The 26,221-nt window shown below is 37.4% G+C and carries 27 protein-coding genes and 1 riboswitch; of the genes, 22 read left to right on the top strand and 5 right to left on the bottom strand.

The window, feature by feature from the left end; translation table 11 throughout:
- Window positions 1–66: 66 nt before the first annotated feature.
- The 5 genes from ACHUFV_RS04320 (at window position 67) to ACHUFV_RS04300 (ending at window position 5,628) form a co-directional block, all read left to right on the top strand.
- On the top strand, window positions 67–1,062 hold the full coding sequence (locus ACHUFV_RS04320; protein ID WP_394232370.1) for a zinc-dependent alcohol dehydrogenase family protein: 996 nt from the start codon (window positions 67–69) through the stop codon (window positions 1,060–1,062).
- A gap of 68 nt (window positions 1,063–1,130) precedes the next feature.
- Window positions 1,131–1,640, top strand: coding sequence for a dUTP diphosphatase (locus ACHUFV_RS04315; RefSeq protein ID WP_394232369.1), 510 nt, complete (start codon window positions 1,131–1,133; stop codon window positions 1,638–1,640).
- A 54-nt stretch (window positions 1,641–1,694) separates the two neighbouring features.
- Window positions 1,695–2,453 (top strand): exodeoxyribonuclease III, encoded by a 759-nt coding sequence (locus ACHUFV_RS04310; protein WP_394232368.1) that lies wholly within the window; start codon window positions 1,695–1,697, stop codon window positions 2,451–2,453.
- A 158-nt stretch (window positions 2,454–2,611) separates the two neighbouring features.
- On the top strand, window positions 2,612–5,167 hold the full coding sequence (locus ACHUFV_RS04305; RefSeq protein WP_394232367.1) for a helicase-related protein: 2,556 nt from the start codon (window positions 2,612–2,614) through the stop codon (window positions 5,165–5,167).
- Window positions 5,168–5,313: 146 nt separating this feature from the next.
- Window positions 5,314–5,628, top strand: a complete 315-nt coding sequence (locus ACHUFV_RS04300; protein WP_394232366.1) for a metal-sulfur cluster assembly factor — start codon at window positions 5,314–5,316, stop codon at window positions 5,626–5,628.
- Between the two features lie 52 nt (window positions 5,629–5,680).
- Here ACHUFV_RS04300 and ACHUFV_RS04295 read toward each other — a convergent pair whose 3' ends face one another.
- Window positions 5,681–6,457, bottom strand: coding sequence for an IclR family transcriptional regulator (locus tag ACHUFV_RS04295; protein ID WP_394232365.1), 777 nt, complete (start codon window positions 6,455–6,457; stop codon window positions 5,681–5,683).
- A 288-nt stretch (window positions 6,458–6,745) separates the two neighbouring features.
- Here ACHUFV_RS04295 and ACHUFV_RS04290 point away from each other — a divergent pair, with 288 nt between their 5' ends.
- From ACHUFV_RS04290 to ACHUFV_RS04235, 12 genes are all read left to right on the top strand, one after another.
- Complete coding sequence (locus ACHUFV_RS04290; protein ID WP_394232364.1) at window positions 6,746–8,233, top strand: aldehyde dehydrogenase; 1,488 nt, start codon at window positions 6,746–6,748, stop codon at window positions 8,231–8,233.
- A 120-nt stretch (window positions 8,234–8,353) separates the two neighbouring features.
- Window positions 8,354–9,133, top strand: coding sequence for a 2-keto-4-pentenoate hydratase (locus ACHUFV_RS04285; RefSeq protein ID WP_394232363.1), 780 nt, complete (start codon window positions 8,354–8,356; stop codon window positions 9,131–9,133).
- 39 nt (window positions 9,134–9,172) lie between these two features.
- Window positions 9,173–9,955 carry a 2-keto-4-pentenoate hydratase gene (locus ACHUFV_RS04280; RefSeq protein WP_394232362.1) on the top strand — a complete coding sequence of 261 codons (783 nt, stop codon included), beginning with the start codon at window positions 9,173–9,175 and terminating at the stop codon, window positions 9,953–9,955.
- A gap of 41 nt (window positions 9,956–9,996) precedes the next feature.
- The gene (locus ACHUFV_RS04275) at window positions 9,997–10,188 is read left to right on the top strand and encodes a 4-oxalocrotonate tautomerase (protein WP_338452224.1); all 192 of its coding nucleotides are present in this window, start codon (window positions 9,997–9,999) and stop codon (window positions 10,186–10,188) included.
- A 214-nt stretch (window positions 10,189–10,402) separates the two neighbouring features.
- The gene (locus ACHUFV_RS04270; protein ID WP_394232361.1) at window positions 10,403–11,026 is read left to right on the top strand and encodes a branched-chain amino acid aminotransferase; all 624 of its coding nucleotides are present in this window, start codon (window positions 10,403–10,405) and stop codon (window positions 11,024–11,026) included.
- A gap of 116 nt (window positions 11,027–11,142) precedes the next feature.
- A riboswitch (TPP riboswitch) is annotated at window positions 11,143–11,253 on the top strand.
- Window positions 11,254–11,336: 83 nt separating this feature from the next.
- Window positions 11,337–12,143 carry a hydroxyethylthiazole kinase gene (thiM, locus tag ACHUFV_RS04265; RefSeq protein WP_394232360.1) on the top strand — a complete coding sequence of 269 codons (807 nt, stop codon included), beginning with the start codon at window positions 11,337–11,339 and terminating at the stop codon, window positions 12,141–12,143.
- A gap of 13 nt (window positions 12,144–12,156) precedes the next feature.
- Window positions 12,157–12,963 (top strand): bifunctional hydroxymethylpyrimidine kinase/phosphomethylpyrimidine kinase, encoded by an 807-nt coding sequence (gene thiD, locus ACHUFV_RS04260; protein WP_394232359.1) that lies wholly within the window; start codon window positions 12,157–12,159, stop codon window positions 12,961–12,963.
- Entirely contained in the window at window positions 12,960–13,619 is a 660-nt protein-coding gene (gene thiE, locus ACHUFV_RS04255; protein ID WP_394232358.1) for a thiamine phosphate synthase, read from the top strand. The genes thiD and thiE overlap by 4 nt, the downstream gene beginning before the upstream one ends.
- Before the next feature lie 294 nt (window positions 13,620–13,913).
- Window positions 13,914–14,180, top strand: a complete 267-nt coding sequence (locus ACHUFV_RS04250) for a 2Fe-2S iron-sulfur cluster-binding protein (RefSeq protein ID WP_394232357.1) — start codon at window positions 13,914–13,916, stop codon at window positions 14,178–14,180.
- A 15-nt stretch (window positions 14,181–14,195) separates the two neighbouring features.
- Window positions 14,196–16,088: a XylR N-terminal domain-containing protein gene (locus tag ACHUFV_RS04245; RefSeq protein WP_394232356.1), complete on the top strand. Its 1,893-nt coding sequence runs from the start codon at window positions 14,196–14,198 to the stop codon at window positions 16,086–16,088.
- Between the two features lie 256 nt (window positions 16,089–16,344).
- Window positions 16,345–17,016: an AzlC family ABC transporter permease gene (locus tag ACHUFV_RS04240; protein WP_394233376.1), complete on the top strand. Its 672-nt coding sequence runs from the start codon at window positions 16,345–16,347 to the stop codon at window positions 17,014–17,016.
- A complete protein-coding gene (locus ACHUFV_RS04235) occupies window positions 17,007–17,333 on the top strand; it encodes an AzlD domain-containing protein (protein ID WP_394232355.1) in 327 nt (108 codons plus the stop codon). Before ACHUFV_RS04240 ends, ACHUFV_RS04235 begins: the two co-directional genes overlap by 10 nt.
- Before the next feature lie 67 nt (window positions 17,334–17,400).
- Here ACHUFV_RS04235 and ACHUFV_RS04230 read toward each other — a convergent pair whose 3' ends face one another.
- Window positions 17,401–17,772 carry a cytochrome-c oxidase gene (locus tag ACHUFV_RS04230; protein WP_394232354.1) on the bottom strand — a complete coding sequence of 124 codons (372 nt, stop codon included), beginning with the start codon at window positions 17,770–17,772 and terminating at the stop codon, window positions 17,401–17,403.
- Window positions 17,773–17,998: 226 nt separating this feature from the next.
- Here ACHUFV_RS04230 and megL point away from each other — a divergent pair, with 226 nt between their 5' ends.
- Together megL and ACHUFV_RS04220 are read left to right on the top strand one after the other, a co-directional pair.
- The gene (gene megL / locus ACHUFV_RS04225; RefSeq protein ID WP_394232353.1) at window positions 17,999–19,183 is read left to right on the top strand and encodes a methionine gamma-lyase; all 1,185 of its coding nucleotides are present in this window, start codon (window positions 17,999–18,001) and stop codon (window positions 19,181–19,183) included.
- Window positions 19,184–19,397: 214 nt separating this feature from the next.
- Entirely contained in the window at window positions 19,398–20,228 is an 831-nt protein-coding gene (locus ACHUFV_RS04220; RefSeq protein ID WP_394232352.1) for a CsxC family protein, read from the top strand.
- A gap of 144 nt (window positions 20,229–20,372) precedes the next feature.
- Here ACHUFV_RS04220 and ACHUFV_RS04215 read toward each other — a convergent pair whose 3' ends face one another.
- The 3 genes from ACHUFV_RS04215 to ACHUFV_RS04205 all read right to left on the bottom strand — a co-directional run bounded on the left by ACHUFV_RS04215 (window position 20,373) and on the right by ACHUFV_RS04205 (window position 23,731).
- Window positions 20,373–21,689, bottom strand: coding sequence for a hypothetical protein (locus ACHUFV_RS04215; protein ID WP_394232351.1), 1,317 nt, complete (start codon window positions 21,687–21,689; stop codon window positions 20,373–20,375).
- Between the two features lie 133 nt (window positions 21,690–21,822).
- A complete protein-coding gene (locus tag ACHUFV_RS04210; RefSeq protein WP_394232350.1) occupies window positions 21,823–22,623 on the bottom strand; it encodes a CsxC family protein in 801 nt (266 codons plus the stop codon).
- Between the two features lie 304 nt (window positions 22,624–22,927).
- Complete coding sequence (locus ACHUFV_RS04205; protein ID WP_394232349.1) at window positions 22,928–23,731, bottom strand: CsxC family protein; 804 nt, start codon at window positions 23,729–23,731, stop codon at window positions 22,928–22,930.
- 183 nt (window positions 23,732–23,914) lie between these two features.
- On the opposite strand from ACHUFV_RS04205, the gene ACHUFV_RS04200 reads away from it, so the two are divergent.
- From ACHUFV_RS04200 to ACHUFV_RS04190, 3 genes are all read left to right on the top strand, one after another.
- Window positions 23,915–25,105, top strand: a complete 1,191-nt coding sequence (locus ACHUFV_RS04200; protein WP_394232348.1) for a ParM/StbA family protein — start codon at window positions 23,915–23,917, stop codon at window positions 25,103–25,105.
- A gap of 19 nt (window positions 25,106–25,124) precedes the next feature.
- Window positions 25,125–25,511, top strand: coding sequence for a hypothetical protein (locus ACHUFV_RS04195; protein ID WP_394232347.1), 387 nt, complete (start codon window positions 25,125–25,127; stop codon window positions 25,509–25,511).
- 464 nt (window positions 25,512–25,975) lie between these two features.
- Window positions 25,976–26,176, top strand: a complete 201-nt coding sequence (locus tag ACHUFV_RS04190) for a cold-shock protein (RefSeq protein ID WP_150439352.1) — start codon at window positions 25,976–25,978, stop codon at window positions 26,174–26,176.
- The last annotated feature ends 45 nt before the right edge of the window (window positions 26,177–26,221 follow it).

Genomic DNA, 26,221 nt, shown 5'->3' with positions numbered 1-26,221 from the left:
ATTTCATGTTACAATAAATACAATGTAACTTTTATTTTTACATAGCAATAGCAGGGAGTGATTTAATTGAAAGCACAAGTGATTCATTCATTTGGAGATCCTTCGGTGTTTCAAATTGAGGAAGTGCCGGTTCCAACAGTAATCCCGGGACATGTTTTAATTGAAGTGAAGGCTTCAAGTGTCAACCCGATAGATACAAAAATACGGAGCGGGTTCGTTCCGGCAGTATCTCCGGCTTTTCCTGCCATTCTGCATGGAGATGTAGCGGGAGTTGTAGTGGAAGTCGGTGAAGGAGTTTCGGAATTTAAACCTGGTGATGAGGTATACAGCTGTGCCGGAGGGTTCAAGGGGACAGGCGGTGCACTTGCTGAATATATGCTTGCAGATGCTAGGTTACTAGCCCATAAACCAAAGAATTTGACAATGGAGGAAGCGGCAGCGATTCCGCTTGTTGCCATAACTGCATGGGAAGCCTTATTTGACCGTGCTAAATTATCTGCTGGAGATGAAATATTAATTCATGGAGCAACAGGCGGTGTTGGAAATATAGCCATTCAATTAGCGAAGTGGGCAGGAGCAAAAGTATATACAACTGCTTCTAGTCCACAAAAGCTCCAGATAGCGAAAGAGCTTGGAGCTGATGCAGCAATAAATTATAAACAAACCTCAGTCGAGGACTATGTAAACAAGTATACGAATGGCAAAGGCTTTGATTATATATTTGATACAGTAGGAGGGGATAACTTAGATCGTTCCTTTGCTGCTGCCGCTTTGCATGGAACAGTGGTTGCGATTGCTGCCAGGTCCACACATGATTTAACTCCGCTTCATTCAAAGGGTTTATCTTTCCATGTTGTTTTCATGCTTTTGCATATATTAAACGAAGAACACCGAAAGCAAAATGGTGACTTTTTAAAGAAAATTACAGAAATTATTGAAGAAGGAAGGCTGCGTCCGTTAATCGACCAAAAACGATTTACCTTCGATGAAGTTGCCGCTGCCCACCAATATTTAGATTCAAACCAAGCGATTGGTAAAATTGTGTTAGTTAACAATTGGTAATGTAACTTGAATATAATTTTATTATGTTAACTAGAATATAATGACAGGGTAAGAGGATGAAAAACGAGATGAATTTGAAAAGGCTATGTCAAATGCAAAGGGTTCTGGATGATAGAATCGTTAATGAGCATAAACTCGAAGACCTAGATTTAGAGGAAAATATCATCCTGGCCTTGCTAGTGGAAATTAGTGAATTAGCAAATGAGACGCGCTGCTTTAAACATTGGAGTACAAAAGGGCCAAGCGAGAATCACGTGTTATTAGAGGAATATGTTGATTCATTACATTTCTTTTTAAGTATTGCCAATCACAATGAATATGAAGTAGACCGCCTGCTTGAGCTCTATACAAATGATTTTAAGCAGCAAGAAGAAGAAAAGAGTTTAGTTTCTGCCTTTATTCATGTGACAGAGAAGATTATTACCATGAAATCAACAAAGGCGGTATTTCACTATGTTGAGGCATTTTCTGCTTATTTGGACTTAGGAAGAATGCTTGGGTTCAGCACGGAGGAAATCGAACAGGCTTACGTTCGAAAAAATGAAATTAATCATCAGCGGCAGGACAATGGCTATTAAGTGCCGATTTTAAAATGACTATACTTTTATTAGAAAACATCAAGGGGAAATGGAATGAAATTAGTATCTTGGAATGTAAATGGAATTAGAGCATGTGTCCGTAAAGGTTTTTTAGATTATTTTACAAATGTTGACGCAGATGTTTTTTGTATTCAGGAAACGAAATTACAAGAGGGGCAACTAACTCTTGAGCTCGGAGACTATCATCAGTTTTGGAATTATGCCGAACGAAAAGGCTATTCCGGTACAGCTATTTTTTCAAAAAAGAAACCCTTAGCTGTAACGTATGGAATTGAGCTACCTGAGGAAGATACCGAAGGCCGAGTGATTACACTGGAGTTTGACGATTATTTTGTAGTAAATGTGTATACGCCAAATTCAAAACGAGACTTAACAAGGCTAGACTATCGTTTAGTTTGGGAAGATGCTATGAAAGAGCATTTAATCATGCTTAATAATCAAAAACCGGTTATTTTCTGCGGCGATTTAAATGTAGCACATCATGAAATTGATTTGAAAAATCCAAAGCCCAATATTGGGAATTCGGGGTTTACCTTTGAAGAGCGAAACAAAATGACCAATTTGTTGGAAGCGGGCTTTATCGATAGTTTCCGTTATTTTTATCCTGATCGTACAGATGTTTATAGTTGGTGGAGCTATATGAGCAAAGTACGTGAGCGGAATATTGGCTGGAGAATTGACTATTTTCTCGTATCGGATCGACTTAAAGATAAATTAAAGGATGCCCATATTCATTGTGATATTTTAGGGAGCGATCATTGTCCTATTATGCTCGAAATCGATATAGATTAAATAAAAGCAGGATAGTCCATCTATCCTGCTTTTTTACGTGATGATGAAAGATTCAATGGAATAAGATCAATAATAATAGTATACTTTGGGTGATTAAAATCGAACATTTGCTCTAATTGGATTAAGACAAAGTATTGAATCTGAAGGTGGGAATGAAATTGAAGAAAATAGCTTCCATTTATCCAGACGCGGTAGAACATACAAAGCAAAAAATTCGTGATGATATTATTTCCTACTTACAAGACAAAGAAATAATGCCTTCCTTTGCGGACTATGTCCATGATCGTAAGCATTATGTTGAACAAATTTGGATAAATGTATGGATAAATGTTGCATCTAACAAAACTCCACGCGAGGAAAAAAAACAATATTTACGGTCCCGTGGCTTTGAAGTAGATGGCGTTGACCGTAAAACCATTAATAAATTATTTCGCAATGAAATAAAGGAGTATGATCCATTTTCGACTGAGGAGTGGCTCTATGAGACATTCTCAAATGCTGATGCACAATGGACAAGTATGTATGAAAAAGCAAGAATGGATTATCAAAAAAGGAAAGAGGAGGAAGTACTTCATCAGAAAAAACAGCAGGTGATCCAGGCAATAGAAAACGAAGTCTATTCGATCATAAGAAAAAATCACCATCTATTTTATTTATACACGAGAAAATTTGTGGCAGACCGTCTTAAAGCTGACATTGCAACAAGGACAAGATACCAAAAGCTAAACCCGCATGATATTGAAGAACGGTTAATCCCGCAAGGCTTTTTTTTGGTAGAGGACTATTCATTTGCCAAAGATTTTTTTGAAGAAGTCACAGGAACGATTCAAAAAGTTAATTATTCATATAGCTCTGATTATGAGTATGAAACCTTTTACCATGTATACGACATTAGGATTCAGGAATTTTTAGCAGACACTGTTCTGAATAAAGTAAAACAACTGCTCTCACCTAAGGCCTATTCCGGTTATGAAGAAGCACTTATACAGGATGTTCTTTCCGAATTATTCCATGATCTACTTTATGATTTAAGCGGAGAATACTTAACATATATTGCTGATGAATATATCGCGGATTTAGTTAAATTATCAGAGATTCCTTTTGATGAAGAACTGCATGAAAAGATTTTCTTTGAGGATATTCAATTAAGAGAGAAAAGGAAAGCAGAAGAGCAGGCAGAAAGAGACCGGAAAAAAGCGGAGGAAGCGAGAATTTTACAAGAAATCTTTGAATTTGAGTACAATCCTCCGTCTAGTAGAAATGTTCATTATGTATTACATATTGGTGAAACAAATACAGGAAAAACCTTTCATGCTCTTCAGCGGATGATGAATGCGGAAAGCGGCATGTATTTGGCGCCGCTTCGATTGTTAGCACTTGAAGTATATGACTTTTTAAATACAAAGGGCACCCCTTGCACACTAAAGACGGGTGAAGAAGAAAAAGTGATACCGGATGCCAGACATGTATCAAGTACGGTTGAGATGTTCCATGAAAAGGACTTTTATGACGTTGTAGTGATTGATGAATCGCAAATGATTTCTGATAAAGATCGTGGTTTTTCTTGGTATAAGGCCATCACAAAGGTTCAGGCAAACGAAGTTCATATTATTGCAAGCAAGAATGCAAAAGACATGCTTATTCAGCTGTTGGGGGATTCTACCATTGAACTTGTTGAATACCAACGGGATATTCCATTACAGGTAGAAGAAAAGGAATTTAAAATCAAACATGTAAAAAAAGGTGATGCGTTAATCTGTTTTTCTAGAAAAAGAGTTCTTGAAACAGCATCACGTCTCCAAAATGATGGCCATTCCGTCAGTATGATATATGGCAGCATGCCGCCGGAAACTCGTAAAAAACAGGTTGAACGATTTATCAATGGTGAGACAAGCATTGTTGTCTCAACAGATGCAATTGGTATGGGGTTGAATTTACCGATTCGACGAATTGTCTTTTTAGAAAATAGTAAGTTTGACGGGATTTCAAGAAGGTTTCTTACATCACAGGAAGTAAAGCAGATTGCCGGGCGTGCTGGACGAAAAGGTCTTTATAATATTGGAAAAGTGGCATTTATTGATGATCGCAAAAAAATGAGTCAACTTCTTATTCAAGAGGATGAACCGATACACACCTTTGCCATTGCTCCAACAAACAGTGTTTTCGAGCGATTCCAAAGGTATTATCGTGATCTCGGAACTTTTTTTGAACTGTGGGATAAGTTTAAGAGTCCAAAGGGAACAAAAAAAGCATCGCTTTCAGAGGAAAGGGAGCTATATGAACGTATCAGAGGTACGGAATTGGAGGCACGTTTGGCACTGACTGATCTATATGGATTATTGCATTTGCCATTTTCAACGCGGGAGCCTGAATTGATCAAGCAGTGGGAGAAGAATGTTGAAGCCATTGTTGGAGGATACGAATTACCTGAGCCGCGAATTAAAAAACGAACACTGGAGGAGCTGGAACTTTCCTATAAAGCCATTGGACTTCATCTATTATTTTTATACCGCTTAAACAAGCGTACGGATGCTGTTTATTGGGAAAGAATACGTGAAGAAATCAGTTTATTAGTTCATGAAAAACTGAAAACTGAAGTAAAAAATATGCAAAAAAAATGCCGTCAATGCGGCAAGACATTACCTTGGGACCATCGATATCCAATATGTGATTCCTGTTTTGCAAAAAGACACAAGGACTATGATGGTATTTAATCGTGTCGCTTTAATGGAGAAAACCATTAGAGATATGATAGGAATCACAGTCCCTGCATAAGCTTTATGATACATTATTACTGAGAAAGGTTATCAATTATTTTTGTTTTGAATAATTTTATTCATTATTAAAAGAGGTGAGGTTCATGAGTAAGGAATTAGTGGATCGAATATATGAAGTCCTTGAAGAGGTAGTAGACCCGGAGCTCGGTGTTGATATTGTTAATTTAGGGCTTGTATATGGGGTCGAGGTAAACGAAGAAAATAAAGCTTTTATTAAAATGACCATGACATCAATGGGGTGTCCAATGGCAGGTCAAATTATGGCTGATGCAAAAATGAAATTATCGATGAATATGAAGGAATTAACGGATATACAGATTGATATTGTATGGAATCCACCGTGGGGGAAGGAAAAGATGTCTCGCTACGCTAAAATTGCTCTTGGTATACGTGATTAAATAGAAAGGACACTTAGATTTAGAATCTAAGTGTCCTTTCTATTTAGTCATGTTATTTTGAGTAGCCCATATTCCGCGAAATTTCTAAACTTGCACTAATGATTTTTTTTGAAAACGATGGAACCTTTTGTTGATTAATCCTCTGTTTTGGTCCCACAATAGATAGGGAGGCAATTACTTTTCCAGTATAATCAAATATTGGAGCCGCAATTGTTACCACTCCTTCCGAAAATTCCTCGTAACTGTAGGCGAAGCCTTGTTCTCTTATTTCTTTCAAATGCGCCCTTAATTCATCAGGGTTTGTAATCGTATATTTCGTATATTTTGTTAATCCATTTCCGATAATGGCATCGACGACAGCATCGCTAGAGAAAGCCATGAATACTTTTCCTGAGCTGGTGCAATACGGAGGATTTCTTTTGCCGACATGGGTTAAGTATCGAACAGGATGATTACATTCGACTTTTTGAATATAGATCACTTCCAAATTATCAAAAACGGATATATGCGCAGTTTCACCAATTGTTTCAACCAGCTTATTAAGAACAGGCTGTGATTCTCGGTAGATATCCATGTTGCTGTTAATGACTCCGCTTAACGTTAATATGGAAAAACCTAAACGATAGGTTTTCGTTTTGGGATCCTTAAAAACAAACCCTTCACTTGCCAGCGTTGCCATTGTCCTGCTTACCGTACTTTTGTTTAATCCAAGAGAAGCAGATATTTCGCCGATTTTCTTTTCTGGTTCATCCATTGTAAAGCTATTTAAGATTCGTAAAGCGTTTTTTACAGAGGAAAGATAATTTTCCCCTTCATTTGTTTGCGGCATAGTAACTTCTCCTTTATAATAATTTCATATAAATAAACGCAGTTGCTATATATGAAACAATATATCAGAAAAATATCATAAATAAAAGAGATGGGCCTCGAATTCTTTCGTAAACCAGACTTTTTCTTTCATAAAAATCTAAAAGAAGTGAATAGATGAAAAAATTTATCAAATTATTTCAGTTGTTGCGTATAGAGCAACTACGGAGTTGTATATGAAACACGAGAGCGTTATCATTACTGTAGAAAAACAAACCAATATGATTTATAATCAAGGGGGATATATATAATGGCAGTAGAAGCTAAAAATACTATTGTTGAACCTATCGTAAAAGCATTTGATTGTTTACACTTTATTGATGGTCAATTTGTACCGTCTGTAGATGGAAAAACATTTAATAACGTAAACCCTGTAACAGAGGAAGTATATGCTACAGTTGCTGAAGGAAGTGCAGCGGATATTGATTTAGCGGTTGCAGCTGCTAAACGTGCTTTTGAAGAAGGACCATGGGGTAAAATGAGTACACAAGAACGCTCAAAGATTATCCGTAAGGTTGGCGATATTTTAGAAGCAAGACAAGAAGAAATCGCACAATTAGAATCATTAGATACTGGTAAACACCTTAAATTCTCACGTCACGTTGATGCTCCACGTGCAGCAGCAAACTTCCATTTCTTTGCTGACTATATGATTTCTGTAGGAACAGAAGCATTCCAAGATGAAGTTCACGGTGCAATTAACTACGGTTTCCGCCGTCCAATTGGAGTAGTTGGATTAATCCAGCCATGGAATCTTCCATTGTTCTTATTAACTTGGAAATTGGCTCCAGCATTAGCAGCAGGATGTACAGTTGTTATTAAGCCTTCTGAATTAACGCCAATGACTGCAACAAAATTAATGGAAATTCTTAAAGAAGCAGGTGTTCCAGACGGAGTTGTAAACATGGTTCATGGTTTTGGACAAGGTGCTGGAAGTGCAATCAACAAACACCCTGATATCGCAGGTATTGGTTTTATCGGACAAGTTTCAACAGGTGCTAAGATCATGGAAGAAGCTTCTAAAACATTGAAAAAGCTTTCTTTCGAATTAGGCGGTAAAAACCCTAACGTCATTTTCGCTGATGTTAATATTGATGAAGTTGTTGAAACAACGATTAGATCAAGCTTTACAAACCAAGGGGAAGTATGTGTCTGCGGTGAAAATATCTTTGTAGAACGTTCCATCTATGATGAATTCGTTGAAAAATTAGCAGCAAGAACAAGACAATTAAAAGTTGGTAACCCATTCGATATGGCATATGACCAAGGTGCATTAGTTGCAAAAGTACATTACGATAAAGTAATGAGCTACTTAAAACTTGCTGAAGAAGAAGGCGGTACATTCGTTACAGGAGGCAAGCGTCCTGAAGGATTAGATAAAGGATATTTCGTTGAGCCAACGATTATTACTGGATTAGAATATGGTGCTCGTTGTACTCGTGAAGAAATCTTTGGACCAGTTGTTACTGTTATTCCTTTCGATACAGAAGAAGAAGTAATTGCAATGGCAAATGATAGCCGTGTGGGATTAAGTAACACAATCTGGACAAACGATATCCGTCGTGCACACCGTGTTGCACAATCAATCGAATCTGGATTATCTTATATCAACTGCTGGTTCGTTCGCGACTTCAGAACTCCATTCGGTGGTACAAAAGACAGTGGACTTGGCCGTGTCGGCGGTGTCCACAGCTGGGAATTCTACACAGAACTAACTAATATTTGTATAAAACTTTAATTTATATAAGATAAATATTGCACGGTTATTTAGGTAAGACCGTGCAATATTTTCGTAATTTTCATAGACATTCAATTAATTAGGTTATTTAAAAAATTTACATAAGAGAGGATGAAAGTAATGACTAGTAAAATTGAAAAATTTGCTGCTTCTCTTGCACAAGCTGAAGCAACAAAAGTTGGAATTGATCCGCTTACAGTAGTAGATCCGGAGATTACTGTAGACGAGGCTTATTACATTCAATTAGAAAATATTAAGAAGAAATTAAGCGAAGGCCAAAAAATTGTCGGGAAGAAAATTGGCTTAACTTCTGTAGCAGTACAAAAAATGTTAGGTGTTGATGAGCCTGATTATGGTCATCTTTTAGACAGCATGGTAGTAGAAAATGGTGGAACGGTTGATACAAAAGGCATGCTACAACCAAAAATTGAAGGCGAAATTGCGTTTGTCTTGAAAAAAGATTTAAAAGGGCCAAATGTGACAGCTGTTGATGTTATTCAAGCAACTGATTATGTACTTCCTGCGCTGGAGATTGTTGACAGCCGTGTACAGGATTGGAAAATTAAATTGCAGGATACAGTAGCTGATAATGCATCAAGTGGTTTATATGTATTAGGTGGTAAACCAACAAAGCTTGAGGATATTGACCTAGAGTTACTTGGTATGGTTCTATATCAAAACGGTGAAATGGTAAATACAGGTGTAGGTGCTGCAGCACTAGGAAATCCTGCAACATGTGTAGCGTGGTTAGCGAATCGCTTAGCTGATTATGATATTTCATTGAAAGCTGGTGAAGTGATCCTTTCAGGCGCCCTTTCAGGGATGGTTGTTGCAAACGCAGGAGATTCATTCACGGCAAGATTTGCTCACTTAGGACAAGTTAGCGTTAATTTTAAATAATTCGAACGAAATAGATAATAGTACAGGGAGGAAAAGATTATGGCAAGTGAAATCATTAAACAGATTACAGAGTATTTAGTAGCAGCAGAAGTTGAAAAACGTGAAGTGGTTAAAGTAACGGCTAATATTAAGCCTGATTTAACTGTTGAAGAGGCATACCAAGCTCAGGAATTGCTTGTGCAAACAAAATTAGATCAAGGCCACAGAATTGTCGGACCTAAAATGGGTCTTACAAGTAAAGCAAAGTGGGATCAAATGGGCGTTTCAGAGCCAATTTACGGATATGTGTTTGATTATATGTTAGTTGATAACGGTGGAGTAGTTCCTTTCCAAATCCATCCAAAAGTTGAAGCTGAGATTGCTTTCCTAATCGGTGAAGATATTGAAGGACCTGGAATCACTGGTGCTCAAGTATTAGCGAAAACAGAATATGTTTTGCCTGCACTTGAAATTATCGACAGCCGTTATGAAAACTTTAACTTTACACATACTGATGTTATTGCAGATAATGCATCTACTTCAAGAGTAGTTTTCGGTAATACATTGAAAAAACCTAGTGAATTAGACCTTGATTTAGTAGGAGCTACACTTTCTATTAATGGTCAAATTAAAGACTTGGGCGCAGGTGCGGCTGTATTAGGACATCCTGCAAATGCGATTGCTGTCCTTGCAAACATGCTTGCTAGAAAAGGCCAAAAGATCAAAAAGGGTGATTTGATCCTTTCTGGTGCATTAACTGGAGCAGTATTATTAAATGTTGGTGATTTTGTTTCAGGTAAATTTGACGGCCTTGGTGAAGTTTCTTTCACTATGGGTGAATAATTTTTCGATAAAAACTTTTTATTCGGGAAAGGGGTATTATTATGCCATTTATTCAAATCAATATCATGGAAGGTAGACCACCTGAAAAAATTACTGAATTAATCAGTAATGTAACGGATACTGTATCAGAAACTCTTGGTGCTCCGAAACAAAATATCCGTGTTTTAGTTACAGAAATGCCTAAGACTCATTGGGGAATTGCAGGGGTTCCTGCTTCCGATTTAGGTAGATAATTTACTATCACAAATAGGTGGAAAATCGAACTGAACTTACTTCAGTTCGATTTTTTTGTGTGTTCCTTTTGTAAGATTGGGCTTATCCACTTGAAAGTATTTGCAATTTCCATTCAAAACCTTCAATATTATTAGCGGTAGAATGACATAAACAGAGACAAAAACCTAGTCAATACATATAAAAAGGATGGTTATAATTATGTTAAGGAAACAAATGAAGCAATTTTTAGAAAAACTGATAGAAGAAGGTAAGCCGACCAATGGTGAAGGTATAGCTCTTGAGGTTTTTAAAGAAGAGAAGGATTATATTGAAAGACATCAATTGCTTCCAGAAGGCATAAATTCATCACTATCACTTATTGAGCAGGTGACCTTTTCTCGTTTTCAACATGATGTTTATATTGAAAGAGGAAATAAAGAAACAGAAGAATTAATAGCGGAAGAATCACCGGCATTTTTAAACCACCCGATAAGCTATTTTAAAAAAAATTTAGAAGAATTTATGTACCTGGAATCACCGTGGTTTGACTTAATAGGAGTTGATGCTATTTCATTTGAAGCAGACAGTGTTTTTGGAAATTATGATGTGATGTTAGGGTTGAAATTACCGAAGAAAACAGAAAAACTAATAAAATCCTACTTAATAAGCAGCCTCGAGAAAGAAGATGTAACGTTTGACTTAATGTTTAGCGCAGCTGATGGTCTTTGGGATCTGAATTTCTCTTTAAATGATCACAGCAGCTTTAGAGAAGACTGGACAATTCGGGATGCCTATCAAGCCATCTATGAACTATTGTTTAAGCTTGCAGAGGAAGTGGAGGAAGGAAGCAGAGAATAGATTTTTAAAGTTAACATAATAATATTATGTCAATTAATTAACATGCTGTAAATGGGAATTTGATTTTCTTTCTTTACATTTTTTCAATATAGTATTATGATTAATTAGAATATTAGTACATCTACTAGGGGTGCCATCGTTATTGGCTGAGAGAAAGACCTATCGTTTTTCAACCCTTTGGACCTGATCCGGATTATACCGGCGTAGGAAAGTAGCAAGTCAATTACTTTCTTTTTCAATAACAAGTCAGGTCCATTAATGGGTCTGACTTTTTTATGTTCAAACATAAGAATAAGAGGAGGAGAGAAATATGGAAAAGGTAAAAGTACATGCTTTATTAAAGAAAGTTAGAGAAACAAATCCACTGATCCATAATATTACAAATATTGTTGTTGCTAATTTTTCTGCGAACGGACTGCTGGCACTTGGGGCTTCTCCTGTGATGGCTGATGCTGTTGAAGAGGCAGCAGAAATGGCAAAAGCTGCAGCAGCTGTCGTCTTAAATATGGGAACATTGAACCGAGAAACCGTTGAAGCCATGATTGCTGCTGGAAAATCAGCAAACGAGTGCGGTATTCCTGTAATCCTAGATCCTGTAGGAGTTGGTGCGACAGCGTATCGGACCGAGGCTGCTAAAAAGCTAGTAAAAGAAGTAAAAGTTTCCATTGTACGGGGAAACGCAGCCGAAATTGCGAATCTCATAGGAGAAAAATGGGAAATAAAAGGTGTTGATGCGGGAATAGGAGAAGGGAATGTCTACTCTCTCTGTGCTCAGGCTGCTAAAAGGCTACGTACAGTAGTCGTAGTGACGGGGAAGGAAGACATTATCAGCGATGGTGATCTGACATATATCGTACATAACGGTCATCCTATATTAACGAAAGTTACCGGAACGGGTTGTTTGTTATCGGCTGTTGTCGGGGCCTTTGCTGCAGTTGAAACAAATTATCTGGATGCTGCGACTGCAGCGCTTGTTTTTTATGGAGTTGCAGCTGAGATTGCCGCAAATAAAACCGATGAACAAGGCCCGGGTAGTTTTCAAATAGAGTTCTTAAATCAGCTTTCACTAGTTTCTTCATCTGAAATTGATTTATATGGCGTGGTTCATTCACGATAAGGGGGTTTCCATCATGTTTAAAGCATTAACGATTGCCGGCTCTGACAGCGGCGGCGGAGCAGGAATTCAAGCAGATTTAAAGACGTTTCAGGAATTAGAAGTATTTGGAATGACTGCCATCACAGCAGTAACAGCGCAAAATACATTAGGTGTACACGGGGTCCAGGCCATCCCGAAAGAAATGATAGCGTCACAGATAGACTCTGTTGCTCTGGATCTCGGTGTTGATGCCTTAAAAACCGGTATGCTTTTTTCAGCAGAAATCATAGAAACGGTCGCGGAAAAGATTCGTCAATATGGCTGGAAGAAAGTAGTTGTGGATCCTGTCATGATTGCAAAGGGCGGTGCTCCGCTGCTGCAGCAGGAAGCCATCATAGCCGTGAAGGAGTTTTTACTTCCATATGCCTACATCATTACGCCCAACATCCCGGAAGCCGAGGAATTAACGGGTATCACCATTCAAACAGAAGCAGATAAAATAGAAGCTGCTAAAGAATTGATTCGTTTTGGTGTGAAAAATGTCATCATTAAGGGCGGACATGATCAAGATACAAATAAGTCTATTGATCTATTATTTGATGGGAAGGATTCTTATACTTTTACGAGTCATCGTTTTCCGACAAAAAATACACATGGGACAGGCTGTACGTTCTCAGCAGCCATCACAGCCTCACTTGCAAAAGGTCTATCGGTTTATGATGCAGTCTCGATTGCAAAAAGCTTTATTACGGCAGCGATAGAAGAGGATTTGGAGCTTGGAAGCGGACATGGACCGACAAATCATTGGGCATACAAAAGAAAAGCAGGGATTAGGTTATGAAGAGAATAAGTCAGGATAGGCTTAAGGATATACTTTCGTTATATTTTATTATGGGATCAAATAATACGAAGAAAAGACCTGGCGTTGTATTAGATGAGGCACTACGTGGCGGTGTTACTTGCTTTCAATTTCGGGAAAAGGGAATGGGGGCATTAGTTGGCACGGAAAAATATGCTTTGGCAGAAGAACTGCTGCATATCTGTCAACAAGCAAGGGTGCCGTTTATTGTAAATGATGACATTGATTTAGCCTTGGCCATTAATGCTGACGGTATTCACATTGGACAGGAAGATGAACCGGTCAGTTTGGTAAGGGAGAAAATAGGCGATAAAATTCTTGGTGTTTCTGTTCATACTATACGCGAAGCGAACTTGGCTATTGAACAGGGTGCGGACTACTTTGGGGTGGGCCCAATCTATCCGACAAAATCAAAAGATGATGCCAAGGCTGTTCAAGGTGTAAAAATTATTCAGGACTTACGTGCACAAGGCTTTACCATTCCAATTGTCGGAATTGGCGGAATAACAGCAGATAATGCTGGGGAAGTGATAAGAGCAGGGGCAGATGGTGTTTCCGTTATTAGTGCAATCAGTTTTGATGATTATCCGGAGTCGGCAGCAGCCAAATTAAAAATGAGTGTGACAAAATTTTACTAAACCATATGAACTAAATGCCCTGTTAGGAAGCTGTTCGTTTGATCAATTCATTCAATGAACAGCCTTCTAACAGGATTATTTGTTTTGCTACATGATAATTAACCGACACTCTGTGTTTGATATAGATAAATTTTCAAACAGTTCGTGTTATTGTTAAGGAAATATGAAAGCGTTACCATTAAGTTGAAATGAAAAAATGCAGCTATTTCAAAATAGTGAGAACATTGACACAAAATGTTAACAAAAGATGAAAAATATTAATTATTTTAACTATATAAAAGGAAGTGAAGGAATATGTTTAGAATAAATATTGATAATCAATCTTTTCTTTGTTCAAAGGAACATAACCTCGTACAAGCAGCACGTGCACAAATGGTGAAAATACCCTGCGCCTGTCTTGGCGGGGGCTGTGGAATTTGTAAAGTTAAAGTCATTTCAGGTCAGTATGAAATGGACACATATGCAAAAAGCGCATTATCAGATGAAGAAGCTCGCATAGGATATGTTTTATTATGTAAGACCCGCCCTTTAAGTGACCTTCAAATTGAAATGAATTTATAGAAAGAGGGGAATTGAATGCATACAACAATACATTTTATCGATCAAGCAGATTCTGAAAGAACACGAAGTCTCCATATTCAAAATCGATCTATTATTGTTGATGCACATGCATTTGGAACTTTAAGAAAAGATCTGATCCGCAATATTGGAATTGAACGGACAAAGGGTTTTTTGTTTCGGTATGGCTGGAATATGGGCGTCCGCGATGCTAAAGAATGTAAAGAAAAAGAATCCTATCAAACATTGAATGAACTAATTGAATTTGGTCCGGTTATGCACTCAATCAAGGGGTATGTCGAGTCAAAAACCTTAAATTTAGAAATAAAAAATGAAGACGGTATCATGACACTGCAAATGAACAGCGCTTGGGAGCATTCCTTCGAAGCAGATGAACATCTGAGTCAGGTAGGGACTAGTAGCTCTCCAGTTTGCTACACGCTTTCAGGATATGCAAGTGGATTTGTTACAGAAGTCTTTGGGGAAAAGGTAATCTTTAAAGAAATTTGCTGCCGAGCCTCTGGAGGCACTGAATGTATTGCAGTCGGAAAAAGCCACACCCTTTGGGGGGATGAAATCCAAGACGAGCTGTATTTTCTTGAAGAGACACCGATAGTAAAAGAGCTGGAACTGACCTATGAAAAGATATTAGTAGAACGTGATCAATTAACCCTCGTAAATCATATCCATAAACAATTAATGGAAGAGGTTGTAAACGGAAGCAATCTAGAAACAATCATTGAAACAGTCTTTCAATTATGTAAAATACCAGTGATTATTCATAATGTTCATGGTCATCCGATTGCCTATGCCGGATTTCACAAGCTGCCTAAAGGGTTTACCCCGAATGGACTCTTTCAATATATTAATATAAATATGTCTAAAAATCCTATTACTCAATCCTTTCAGCCCATGAACAGTCAGCATGAGCATTTCATAATGTTGACACATCCGATTTTTTTACAAGCGAAAAGAATGGGGTATTGTTCCTTTATTTTCAGGGATCATCAGCAGAATTTAAAAGATTTATCTAAACTGATTATTGAAAAGGCTGCTTCTATTTGTTCGCTTTGCTTTTTATATGAAAAAACAAAATTGGCTTCATTTGAACAAATGAAGGGGTATTTTTTAAAAGAAATATTGAGCGGTCAGTATACATCAGAGGATGAACTGGTCACAAAAGCAAGTCTGTTTCAATATGATTTAGCTAAGCCTTATTATCTCTGTATTCTCGGATATACATTCAATATCAAGGATTTTCATGATGAACATGGATTTTGCCGGGAAGTCATGGCCTCCATTTCCCATTATTTTGCTAAACAAAAGCTACAGTTATTAATAAATGAAAATGATCATCATATAAATTTATTTGTTAGTGATTATTTTACAAACAAAGAAGTAAAATATTCTTTCTTTCGTGAGTTTATTGATTTTCTACATTCTAGGTTTCCAGGTTCCTATTTTCATATGGGGATTAGTAAAAAAACAAGCTCCATACTACTAGCTCCTAAGGCTTATAAAGAAGCCCTTGGAGCACAAAGAATGGTTACCAAAAACAATCAATTAACCTATTTCGACTCGCTTGGGATGGTTGGAACGTTAATCAATGAAAATAATGAAGCGAATGTAAGAATAATGGCCCGCTCATTATTAGGTACTATTGAAATGGATTGTCCAAAAAATGTAGACTTGATTAAAACCCTCTATTTATTTTTGTTAAATGGAGGAAACCTAGAAAAAACGGCAGATGAGCTATCCTTATCAATTAGCGGTTTGCGCTATCGGGTAGGGAAGATAGAAGAATTACTACAGCAGGATATTCGCAGTCCGTTAATTAGCTGTCAGCTGTTAATGGCCATACAGGCACTCATTATTTTAGGGGATTTAGATATTAAAACACCATGGGTGTAGGGTTGAACCTAGATAGAAAAAGAAAGGCAGTAGATTTCACAGTAGAAATGTACTGCTTTTCTTTTTGAGAACATATTTTGCTTTATGATATGATAGTAGAGTCAGAATACTATGTAAAACTGAAAAATACATAGTTTATTCATCTCTTTGAATGAAAAAATAGACATCCTATGATTGAACAGGAGTGATGGATTTGAGTGAAAAAGGTCTCGAGTTGAATCCGCTTGCCGTTACGGTCAACGAAGAGAGTTTTTGGATGGGCGTTAAGGATTGCGTCCCCACCCTGCTTGGATACTTAAGTATCGGCTTTGCGGCAGGAGTAGTTGAAAAAACAGCTGGGATGAGTATAGCTGAAATTGCTCTCATGAGTCTGCTGCTATATGCTGGTTCCGGACAGTTTATTGCAGCTGGGATGATTGCTGCCAGCAATCCTATTTCGGCTATTATTTTTACGGTTTTTTTTATTAACCTACGGCATTTATTATTAAGTGCAGCGATTGCTCCTTATTTTCGCCATTTGAATCCATGGAAAAATATGTCCGTTGGTGCGTTATTAACAGACGAGACCTTCGGGGTTTCGATCACACATATGCAAAACAAAAGACAAGCAAGCTATAAATGGATGCTGGGCTTAAATATTACGGCTTATTTAAACTGGATTATTGCAAATATTGCTGGTGGATACTTTGGAAAGTGGATTCCAAATCCAGAAAGCTTTGGACTTGATTTTGCATTACCTGGAATGTTCATTGGCCTTTTAGTGCTGCAAATACTAAGTCAAAAAAAATATTTTGTGGATATTATGGTAGCCATTAGTGCTGTTATTATTGTCATTATTGTCAGCTTTTTTTCTTCCGGAAGTACAGGTGTGATGGTTGCAGCTATTTTAGCTTCGACAGTTGGGATGGTGATTGAAAAGTGGAGATAAGGTGGACCATACTGGTGCTAATTCTTGGCTGCGCGTTAGTGACTTTCATTCCGCGGGTACTTCCATTAATGTTACTCAGCCAAATGGAATTACCCAAATGGGCAATCCGCTGGCTAAAAAATGTTCCTGTCGCTGTAATGGCAGCACTATTAGCACAAGAGCTATTATTATCTGATAATCAATTTTCAATATCTGCTAATATCTTAAAATTAGCTGCAGCACTTCCCGCTTTTGCTGTTGCACTGCTGACCAAAAGCCTGTTAGGGACGGTCATGGCTGGAGTTATTTTTATGATGGTACTTCGATATATTTTTTAAGTTCATTACATTGTAAAAACCACTTTGTAACGTTACAAAGTGGTTTTTTTATTAGAATATGATAGGATTATGCCCTTTGTTTACCATTTATCAACACATTTAATGCAAACAATACAATGGCAAGCACCATGACAGTTCCACCTGCTGCAACGACTGGAACAAGTGCTTCCTGGCCAAGAATAAGGAAATAAAGTCCAATCATCATAACGGGAAGCGCAATATTATGAAGCCAAAAATGAGTTTTTGCCAGTTTTGTGGCCGCAAGTTCAGGGTAAACGCTGTAGATTGTACCTATGACTGCTAAGGACAGCCAGCCTAATAAATTAACATGGGCATGGACACCGACAAATTCGTGAGCATCAGCCATTGACATATACAGTCCAAAACCAACCCCGATAACAAAATAGACAGCCGAAATCTGGATTAAACGGATTCCCATCATGAAAGCCCCCTTTGATGATCAAGATTACATTAAACTATATGCATGACATTTCTAAAAAAGACATTCTTAATCTTGGGACAATGATGAAAACACGTTAAAGCATCAGACTTTAAGGTGTTTTTATTGTATGGAAATAACCTTGAATGACATTCAAAATAGGGGCCATCATCATATCATATAGGTAAATAGTTTAATCAGCATGAAAACAGCAGGAGGGCATAGTATGAAGGATAATAAACGACGGTTTGAAACAGAGGTTATACATTCCGGTTATCAACCAAATGAACATTACGACAGCTTAGTTCCTCCCATCTATCAAACATCAACGTTTACGTTTGCTACTGCAGAGCAGGGTGAACAGCGGTTTGCTGGGAACGAAGAGGGTTTCATCTATTCAAGGTTAGGCAATCCGACTGTAAAGATACTTGATGAGCGTATCGCAGCATTGGAAAAAGGAGAGGCTGCTTTAGCCTTTGCTTCCGGCATGGCAGCCGTATCAGCTGTTTTAATGGCGTTAACGCAATCTGGAGATCATATTCTATGCTCAAAAGGTGTTTATGGCTGTACCTACGGACTGCTTCAGATATTAAAGCGAAAATATCAAATCAGTCATGATTTTTCGCTTATGGATTCGAAGGAAGAGCTTGAGCGGAGCATTCAAGCCAATACGGCATGCATCTATATTGAAACCCCTATTAATCCCACGATGAAGCTTGTTGATTTACAAATGGTGGCAGAAATAGCAAAGGCTAAAGGGATTCCCGTTGTGGTCGATAATACCTTTTGTTCGCCATATCTACAAACACCACTTACATTAGGGTGTCAGGTTGTCATTCATAGTGCTACAAAGTATATATGTGGACATGGTGATGTGATTGCCGGATTAGCTGCTGGAAGTAAGGACCTTATGGAGCAAATTGCTCGTACAACGCAAAAGGATGTAGGTGGGGTTCTTTCTTCATTTGATGCCTGGTTATTATTAAGGGGTCTAAAAACCCTGCCAGTCAGAATGGATCGCCACTGTGAAAATGCAGAGAAGCTGTTTGATTTTCTTAAGGACCACCCGAAGGTAGAAGCCATTTATTATCCAGGAGACCGCAAGCATGCAGATTATCAGATTAAAAATAAACAAATGAAAAAGTCTGGCGGATTGATTTCGTTTACGGTAAAAGGAACAAAGGAAACAGCACAAAGGTTTATAAATCAACTGCAGTTAATAAAAATTGCTGTCAGCCTTGGTGATGCTGAGACACTCATTCAGCATCCGGCCACGATGACTCATGCTGCAGTTCCAGCTGCTGAGCGAAAAAGAATGGAAATTGAAGATAATTTACTTCGGTTAAGCGTAGGTCTTGAAGCTTGGGAGGATCTAATAGAGGACCTTGAACAGGCACTTGCTAAAATCTAGTTAAAAAACAAGCAAAATGGACAGCTCACGGTTACCAGAATGTGTGGCTGTCCCTTTTTTATTTAAAAAATAGGTAAAAGTCTATAAACCTTTGTCCATACAGATTTAGTTTTTACGCATATACAATAGTAAGTCGAAAGAAAAGAGTGTGATTGGTTTACTAAACGAACCTTTCTAAGTTCTTTTGATAATTCTGTTAAGGAGTGATTTTTTTATGAGAAAAAGTAGCAGCTATTATAGAAGTCGAAAAAATCATGGAGGAGGAACAAGTGCATTTTTCGTTGAGGGAAAGACAGTAGGTTCTGATTTAATGCCAATCCCACCTTGGAGGACTGGAGTGAAGCTTGATTTTCCTTTTCTAAATGCATCTGTACCGTTGGCAGACATCGACTTAGAAATTGATGTAGAGGCTGATATTCCACTGCCAGAGCGAGTACTTGAAATTAAATCAATTCGTAAAAACGTTACATTAACTCAATGCAAAGCAGTTCCTTCCTCTTATTGCCCGAATACCGTAAAATTATTCATTACAGGAATTCTCCATAAAAATATTCAATACATTACGGGTGCGTCATCAAATGTTAGAGATTTAAGAGTAGATGTTGAATTTTCAACTGTCAAAACGGTAGAGCTTGATAATCCAATTATGAGCCCATTTGGCCAGGAGGATATTGAATTTAGTCAAAAGTCATCTCTGTATGAGTATCGTGAAATGGGTAAGAAAGGACATGGTGCAAATCCATTTGTATCAGGTTCTGAAACCTTTGAGACTTTCAACGAGCCGATTGAATGTACACTTTTAGGTACAAAAGTCAGAGAGATTGATCTATTCCAAGATGTTGACAGATTCGGAAGATTTTCGAGGATTGTTGAAAAGGCAGAAATCAGATTGTTCCTTCGCTTATCTCAAATGCAAAAAGTATTTGTCGATGATAAGGATTCTAAATACTCAAAATACTATAAGAATTCCGATAAAAATGATAATGATGATGACAAAAATAACGACAAAAATGACAACTACAAAAATGAGAACAACAACAAATAAATCCTACCCTTAAACCTTATTATATCGTAAATCCCCTTTTAATAGACAGCTTTAGCAGGCTGTTTATTATAAGGGGGTTTATCAAATAGAAAACCATCCAGATATGAATCAGGATGGTTGTTTACTGGCAGCTAGTGAAACAAATTAGTCTGCCAGTTTTATATACTGGTTTTGCAATAAATGAATGAACATTTGAACTCTTCCTTGAACATTTAGTAGACCATTTTCTGACATAAATTCATTATGCCATACGATATGAATATTTTTTAATTCTGATTTAATTGGATGTGCATACTGCTGCGAAAGTTCTTGATGAAATTCAACATCCCTGTACGTATACTCCGCATGATAACTTCTAGGTATTTCAGGCCCAGTAAGCCAATCGACATTTGTTGTCGTATTGAATGGAACCTGCATTTTAACTTTCTGAAGTGAGCTGCATCCATTATCCTCTACATATTCAATATCTGCAACGAGAACGCCTTTTACGAAAAGACTTCGTGCTGGTAATGGTACATGGCATTCTAATGAGTATACGCTCCAGTCAACCTTTGTAATTTCTTTTACAGGCAAATGAAGAAGAAATGAGTCAAATATATCCAAGTCAATTTCAACCATGCTAAGCACGACCGGCATTTTAACGATCGGTAGCTCGTTCTGCACAGAAACGGGTGTTTCGAGTTTATCCATAGAAGATGATTCACAGTCAAAGAAGGATGACTCTTCGTCTATTGAAGCCATTGTTATTGAAGAAGACTCTTCAAAACAGGAGGATTCAATAAATAGTGAAGAAGACTCTTCAAAACAGGAGGATTCAATAAATAGTGAAGAAGACTCATCGTGTATGGATGAGGATTCCTCAAATTTCGTAACCACTTTTTCAATTGAACTGGATTCTTCAAACGAAGAGGATTCATCAAAATTGAACATAAACTTCCTCGCTTGAAAAGGACCATTTTTAGCTGGTTTTGAAGAATGATCAATGGAAGACGATTCTTCAAGCATTGCGATAAAAAGGTCGACTGACTCCTCATCAACGGAAGACTCATCCTCAGGCAAATCTGACTTACCCTGCTCCTGGCCGGTTTTATGTGAGCTTAAGGATTCGCTGATTAGATTGGGTTTTTTTTGCTCATAAAGATTTTTCATTTTATTATGCTGCTGCTCTTTTTGCCCTGATTTTTCAGCTTTTATTTCATTGTCATGAACGACTGGAGGTGTAAAGAGCATCGGGCCTGAAGCCTTTGTCACTGGCTTTTCGTTTGAACGTTCCTGTTTAGTAGACGTATAATGTGATTCCTCAGTCTTTTTTACAGATTTATGATCAGTGTGCCTATTGGTAATAGCATAATCACCAGCATTACTGTAACTCCTAAAATCCGCCATTGGGTAGGTAAAGGGGGATGAAAATGGCTGATAATGGTATGGAGGATAGGGTACGTTTCTTCTCCCTTTTTTCATTTCCTATAGGAAGGACTGCTATAGTAGCCTCCTTTCCACACACCTCCTTCTCGCAAAAGGTTTTTACAACAGATTGAAAGGGAATTATACAGTTCATGCTTGTATAATCCCTTCTTTATGTTATGAGCTCCCCTCAATCACAATCATGATCCCAGTCATGGTCGTTGGTTGTAGAGGAAACACGAATCTGTTGGTTTTGGAGAATTTTCACCTTGAAATAAATAACCATTTTAGATTCGGATCGAGTGAAGGTACCTTCGTCTAATAATTCATTAGAAAATAGGTCACCCTCCCTATCGATTGCTTCATCCCATTCAATGATTTTACTTGATAGCAGCTCGCAGTACGGAAGTTCATTATAATGCTGGCTGCTTTCTTGATGAAATTGAGATAGATCACTTGATAACATTTCATCTTTCTCAGGGTAGCCCATTGGTAGTGGCTGTGATACAAAGAAATCAAATTCCTGACGTTTATTTTTTTCTGGCATAACAGGTGATGAAATAAAATCCTTTACTTCAGTGATCACTTCAAATGGTATTTGTTCAGTTTGGGATAGTATGCTTGATTGGATGCTAGGATTCTCCTGTTGCGGAACCCCCGTATTAGTCACCACGGGACCAGTTCCAGCTCCACTAATTGGCGTTGCATATTGGATATTTTTACGAATATAACCTTTAATAAATAGTTTATTTGTTGGTAGTAAAAGGCGGCATTGCGTAATGACCAATCTCTTCTTAATATCTTTAATTTCTAATACTGGTTCTTGAAAGATCGTAACGTGTGTTTTATCAACTTGTAAATCAAGTTCAGCCAATACGACAGGAACTTTTGTAACTATTTTTCCAATGGATACATGCGGATAATGATGTTTGTTTTTTTCACAATCGCAGTGTTCATCACAATCATGGTTGTGTTTTTTATAATCTGACATATTATCTTCCTCCTCAGGGCTTCAGAATAGTGTATTCTATGCCGTACAAATGACTATGTATGGGTATTCGCCCAGAGACAACCACACAAAAACAAGTGAAAACGCCTTGAACGACGATTTCACTATGTTTTTCCATATTGAAAAATTATTTATGATAAGAAAAGCTGGAATAGAGGAACCTATCATTGGAAATGGAATATAAATGAATAAATAATTTAGGCAAAAACCAAAATTATCATGTTACTCGTTAAAGTATTCATGATAATTCTGGTTACTTCTGATATCCGTATCGAAGCTTTCTATTTTATAAAGTTGTAGGCGGTGTCATCGCAACAGTTACAAATGCCTGTTGGTTTTGTAATACTTTAATGGTGAATGTTAAGAACATTTTCTCCACCATATCATGGAAATATCCTTCCTCAAACGGTGCCTCTCCATGAAGTGGTTTGCGGTCGATTGCTTCATCCCATTCAGTTATTTCACTTGAAATAAGCTCACAGAATGGAAATTGATTGTAATGCTGTGTACTAATTTGATGAAATTGGGAAAGGTCGCTTGAAAGGAAGCGGTCTTTTTCCGGGAACCCTTTTCCTAATTTTTGTGAGCGAAAGAAGTCAAATTCAGAACGAGTATTTAATAACGGACGCTGCGGCGGTGAAATAAAATCTGCTGCAGGGATGATTGTTGATAGTTCAAACGGTAAATCAATGGTATGTGATCTCATCTCTGAAGAAACACAATTGTCTGAAGCACGATAGGTCGGTGATGCAAATTGGAAATTCTTTCTTACAAATCCTCTGATAAATAAATGTGCATCTTCAGGAACAAAAACTTCGGTTGGATCATCAGTAGGACGAAGCATTAGACTACATTGAACAATTTTGACTCTTTTCTTCACATCCTTGATTTCTAGTACAGGGTCGTCAAAATGAATATTCGCACTTAATGTCGTACTGACAGTTCTTTGTGCAAGTGTAACAGGTACATGCATAAGAACAGGACCAGGTGCTGGGACTACCGTTGGAGCACTTTCCTCACTTGCAACTTCATCTAATGTTGAAGAAATATTCAAATCTATGCACTCTTTTTTATGTTGTTCTTCGCTCATTTTTATTTTTCCTCCTTGATTTCTATCTTCCATTTATCCTATGCATGTATACTTTCTCCGCTTAGATATATGAATCAGTATAAACGTGGAATTTAGACATAAAACCGTATTGGTATTTTGAAAATAGGTACTTGCACAACGAAATGCCCATCCTGCATAAGATTCAGAAGGAGGTTGATACCGATGAATAACCAACACTTTCTAGCCGTTGATATTGGAAACAGCTGGTACAAAGCAATAGCTTCTGATTCTGGAATGGTAAATGAATATCAAATCCCAAATGCATTAGCCCTTTTTGATGAAGAATATTATGAAAAGCCATATGATGATGAAGATATTAAACTAGAAGAGAATTTAATTATTGAGATCAAAAGTCATGCCATTGTTGATAAGCGGGAAATTTACTATATTGGTAAAAGTGCAGCAAAACAGCGAGATGTAAGTTTAACAGCTATTAATAACCAAAAGGTAGAAGAAGATCGTACTTATATCCTGTTATTCGGTTTGGCAGCATATCATGCTGTATTAGTAAATCAAGAGGAAACAGAAATCAATTACCATATTGATCAATTAGCGGCTTCCCTGCCAACAACGCAGTACAAAGAGAAAAAAGATGTATTTAAACAGCGATTAATTGGTACTCATACGGTCATCTTTCATAAAGTTCCTGGTTTGCCGGAACCGAAGGAAGTGACGGTTAAGCTTCATGTCCATGATGTTGTGATTGGTGCTGAAGGAGCATGTGCTTACCTTGGGCTTACAAGGGATCAGGATACGCTGGGAGTTAAAGATGACTCGATTGTAAAGGATTCCCTTAAAGGCGTAATTATCGGTGATTTGGGTGGAGATACAGTCGATTTTGTTGGAATAAAAAACAATAAACCGGTAGCCTCTGTCGAAGGTGAACCATTTGGAATCAATCAGTTTCTAGATTTAATTATTCAAAAGGTTAGTAAAAATGAACTTTATCGCTTCGATTCTCGTTCCGAATTAGAGGAAAAACTAGCAAGTGGTCAGTCAGAATGGTATGTAGAGCCGTTTGCAGGCGTGAAGAAGGATATAAGTAAATACATCATTCCTCAGTTAAGGGCGATGGCTATCAAGTATCTTGAGTATTTTGACCGCGTTAGAAGTAATTCGAATGAAATTAAAGGTGCTGCCCGATATATAGCAGTCGGAGGTGCTGCAAAATTAGCTAAAAAACAAATTCTGCAGGCATCCGTTAAATGGGCGGAAAGAGGTCGCCCAATTCAATTGTTTTTCCCTGAAGATATGGAGAAGCTGAATGTTCTTGGTCTAATGATTTTGGCTAAAATGAATCAATTAAAGAAAGACCAAGTGAATACAGCTGATTATGAAACCGTTAAGGTGTAGAAGGTAGAAGGTGACGGAAATGTCTAAAATATACACAGATTACGTCAACAAAGTGGCGATTACGATTCCAGAGAAATTCATTGATGTTAAATCAGGTGAATCTTTTTCAATATCGCAAAAGGTCCAAGAGCAGATTGAATATCATGCAGAAAACAGTACTCTCATTCATCTTGTTATGTCAGCACTCACTAGTTATCTACATCCAAAAAAGATGAGTGGTGGAAGCACGAGCCATGATGATATTCTAGTTGAATTATCAGAAATAAAAAAATTGCTAAAAGATATACCAGCTCGGCCTATGAACAAAAATAGGCAAAAAGCCCCGCAGCAGCAGAAACAAGTAAAGGCAGAAATTGATATGGATTTAAAAGAATTAGAGGAAATTCTTGAGGCCTTTGGTGGATAGGGTAGGAGTTTTATAAATAGAAATAATAGCTGATTCATATACAGGTATGAACAAAACCATTAGAAAAATCTAGTAAGAAAGGATGTTTTGCTGGAGCTGGATAATGGTTAAGTCTTCCTCATTATGATTCAGCTTTTTTTGCCATCATTTTCAGATGTTTACGATAAACGTTTGAGTTTTTTTCTTCAGGATTGAGTACCGAGCAATTGAATTTTATAAATATGATCATTCGTTTTGAGAAGGCTTACATCCTTAATATAATAGGGTTTTCAGCCTTTCAAATTCTTGACATTCTTTACTAATAATGATAAATTTTATTTAACCGTTATGCACCGTGTTAGATTATTGCATGCTGCTTATTCACAGGTTTGACCTAAGTTTGGATGAGTAATGAAAGTAACGCTATCAACGTTGTAAATGGTAAATTTTACATGGTTTAACAGCCAATAGGAGGATTTTTTTTCATGAAAAACGGTAAAGTAAAATGGTTTAACTCAGAAAAAGGTTTCGGATTTATCGAAGCTGAAGATGGAAATGATGTATTTGTACATTACTCTGCAATCCAATCTGAAGGTTTTAAAACATTAGAAGAAGGTCAAGAGGTTTCTTTCGAAGTTGTTGAAGGTGCTCGCGGACCACAAGCTGCTAACGTAACAAAATTATAATCTGCTATATTCATATAGACAGCTCAGCCAATGGTTGAGCTGTTT

It is taken from the genome of Niallia oryzisoli, assembly GCF_043641075.1.
Lineage (GTDB): Bacteria > Bacillota > Bacilli > Bacillales > Cytobacillaceae > Bacillus_BD > Bacillus_BD oryzisoli_A.
Note: the sequence above shows the minus strand (reverse complement) of the source record. Positions and strands in the feature narration are given on the sequence as shown.

Excerpts from the sequence above, each read along its gene's own strand:
- ACHUFV_RS04315 (WP_394232369.1), top strand. The coding sequence starts at position 1,131 with ATGAATTTGAAAAGGCTATGTCAAATGCAAAGGGTTCTGGATGATAGA.
- ACHUFV_RS04310 (WP_394232368.1), top strand. The coding sequence starts at position 1,695 with ATGAAATTAGTATCTTGGAATGTAAATGGAATTAGAGCATGTGTCCGT.
- ACHUFV_RS04300 (WP_394232366.1), top strand. The coding sequence starts at position 5,314 with ATGAGTAAGGAATTAGTGGATCGAATATATGAAGTCCTTGAAGAGGTA.
- ACHUFV_RS04295 (WP_394232365.1), bottom strand. The coding sequence starts at position 6,457 with ATGCCGCAAACAAATGAAGGGGAAAATTATCTTTCCTCTGTAAAAAAC.
- ACHUFV_RS04290 (WP_394232364.1), top strand. The coding sequence starts at position 6,746 with ATGGCAGTAGAAGCTAAAAATACTATTGTTGAACCTATCGTAAAAGCA.
- ACHUFV_RS04285 (WP_394232363.1), top strand. The coding sequence starts at position 8,354 with ATGACTAGTAAAATTGAAAAATTTGCTGCTTCTCTTGCACAAGCTGAA.
- ACHUFV_RS04280 (WP_394232362.1), top strand. The coding sequence starts at position 9,173 with ATGGCAAGTGAAATCATTAAACAGATTACAGAGTATTTAGTAGCAGCA.
- ACHUFV_RS04275 (WP_338452224.1), top strand. The coding sequence starts at position 9,997 with ATGCCATTTATTCAAATCAATATCATGGAAGGTAGACCACCTGAAAAA.
- ACHUFV_RS04270 (WP_394232361.1), top strand. The coding sequence starts at position 10,403 with ATGAAGCAATTTTTAGAAAAACTGATAGAAGAAGGTAAGCCGACCAAT.
- thiM (WP_394232360.1), top strand. The coding sequence starts at position 11,337 with ATGGAAAAGGTAAAAGTACATGCTTTATTAAAGAAAGTTAGAGAAACA.
- thiD (WP_394232359.1), top strand. The coding sequence starts at position 12,157 with ATGTTTAAAGCATTAACGATTGCCGGCTCTGACAGCGGCGGCGGAGCA.
- thiE (WP_394232358.1), top strand. The coding sequence starts at position 12,960 with ATGAAGAGAATAAGTCAGGATAGGCTTAAGGATATACTTTCGTTATAT.
- ACHUFV_RS04250 (WP_394232357.1), top strand. The coding sequence starts at position 13,914 with ATGTTTAGAATAAATATTGATAATCAATCTTTTCTTTGTTCAAAGGAA.
- ACHUFV_RS04245 (WP_394232356.1), top strand. The coding sequence starts at position 14,196 with ATGCATACAACAATACATTTTATCGATCAAGCAGATTCTGAAAGAACA.
- ACHUFV_RS04240 (WP_394233376.1), top strand. The coding sequence starts at position 16,345 with ATGGGCGTTAAGGATTGCGTCCCCACCCTGCTTGGATACTTAAGTATC.
- ACHUFV_RS04230 (WP_394232354.1), bottom strand. The coding sequence starts at position 17,772 with ATGGGAATCCGTTTAATCCAGATTTCGGCTGTCTATTTTGTTATCGGG.
- megL (WP_394232353.1), top strand. The coding sequence starts at position 17,999 with ATGAAGGATAATAAACGACGGTTTGAAACAGAGGTTATACATTCCGGT.
- ACHUFV_RS04220 (WP_394232352.1), top strand. The coding sequence starts at position 19,398 with ATGAGAAAAAGTAGCAGCTATTATAGAAGTCGAAAAAATCATGGAGGA.
- ACHUFV_RS04215 (WP_394232351.1), bottom strand. The coding sequence starts at position 21,689 with ATGAAAAAAGGGAGAAGAAACGTACCCTATCCTCCATACCATTATCAG.
- ACHUFV_RS04210 (WP_394232350.1), bottom strand. The coding sequence starts at position 22,623 with ATGTCAGATTATAAAAAACACAACCATGATTGTGATGAACACTGCGAT.
- ACHUFV_RS04205 (WP_394232349.1), bottom strand. The coding sequence starts at position 23,731 with ATGAGCGAAGAACAACATAAAAAAGAGTGCATAGATTTGAATATTTCT.
- ACHUFV_RS04200 (WP_394232348.1), top strand. The coding sequence starts at position 23,915 with ATGAATAACCAACACTTTCTAGCCGTTGATATTGGAAACAGCTGGTAC.
- ACHUFV_RS04195 (WP_394232347.1), top strand. The coding sequence starts at position 25,125 with ATGTCTAAAATATACACAGATTACGTCAACAAAGTGGCGATTACGATT.
- ACHUFV_RS04190 (WP_150439352.1), top strand. The coding sequence starts at position 25,976 with ATGAAAAACGGTAAAGTAAAATGGTTTAACTCAGAAAAAGGTTTCGGA.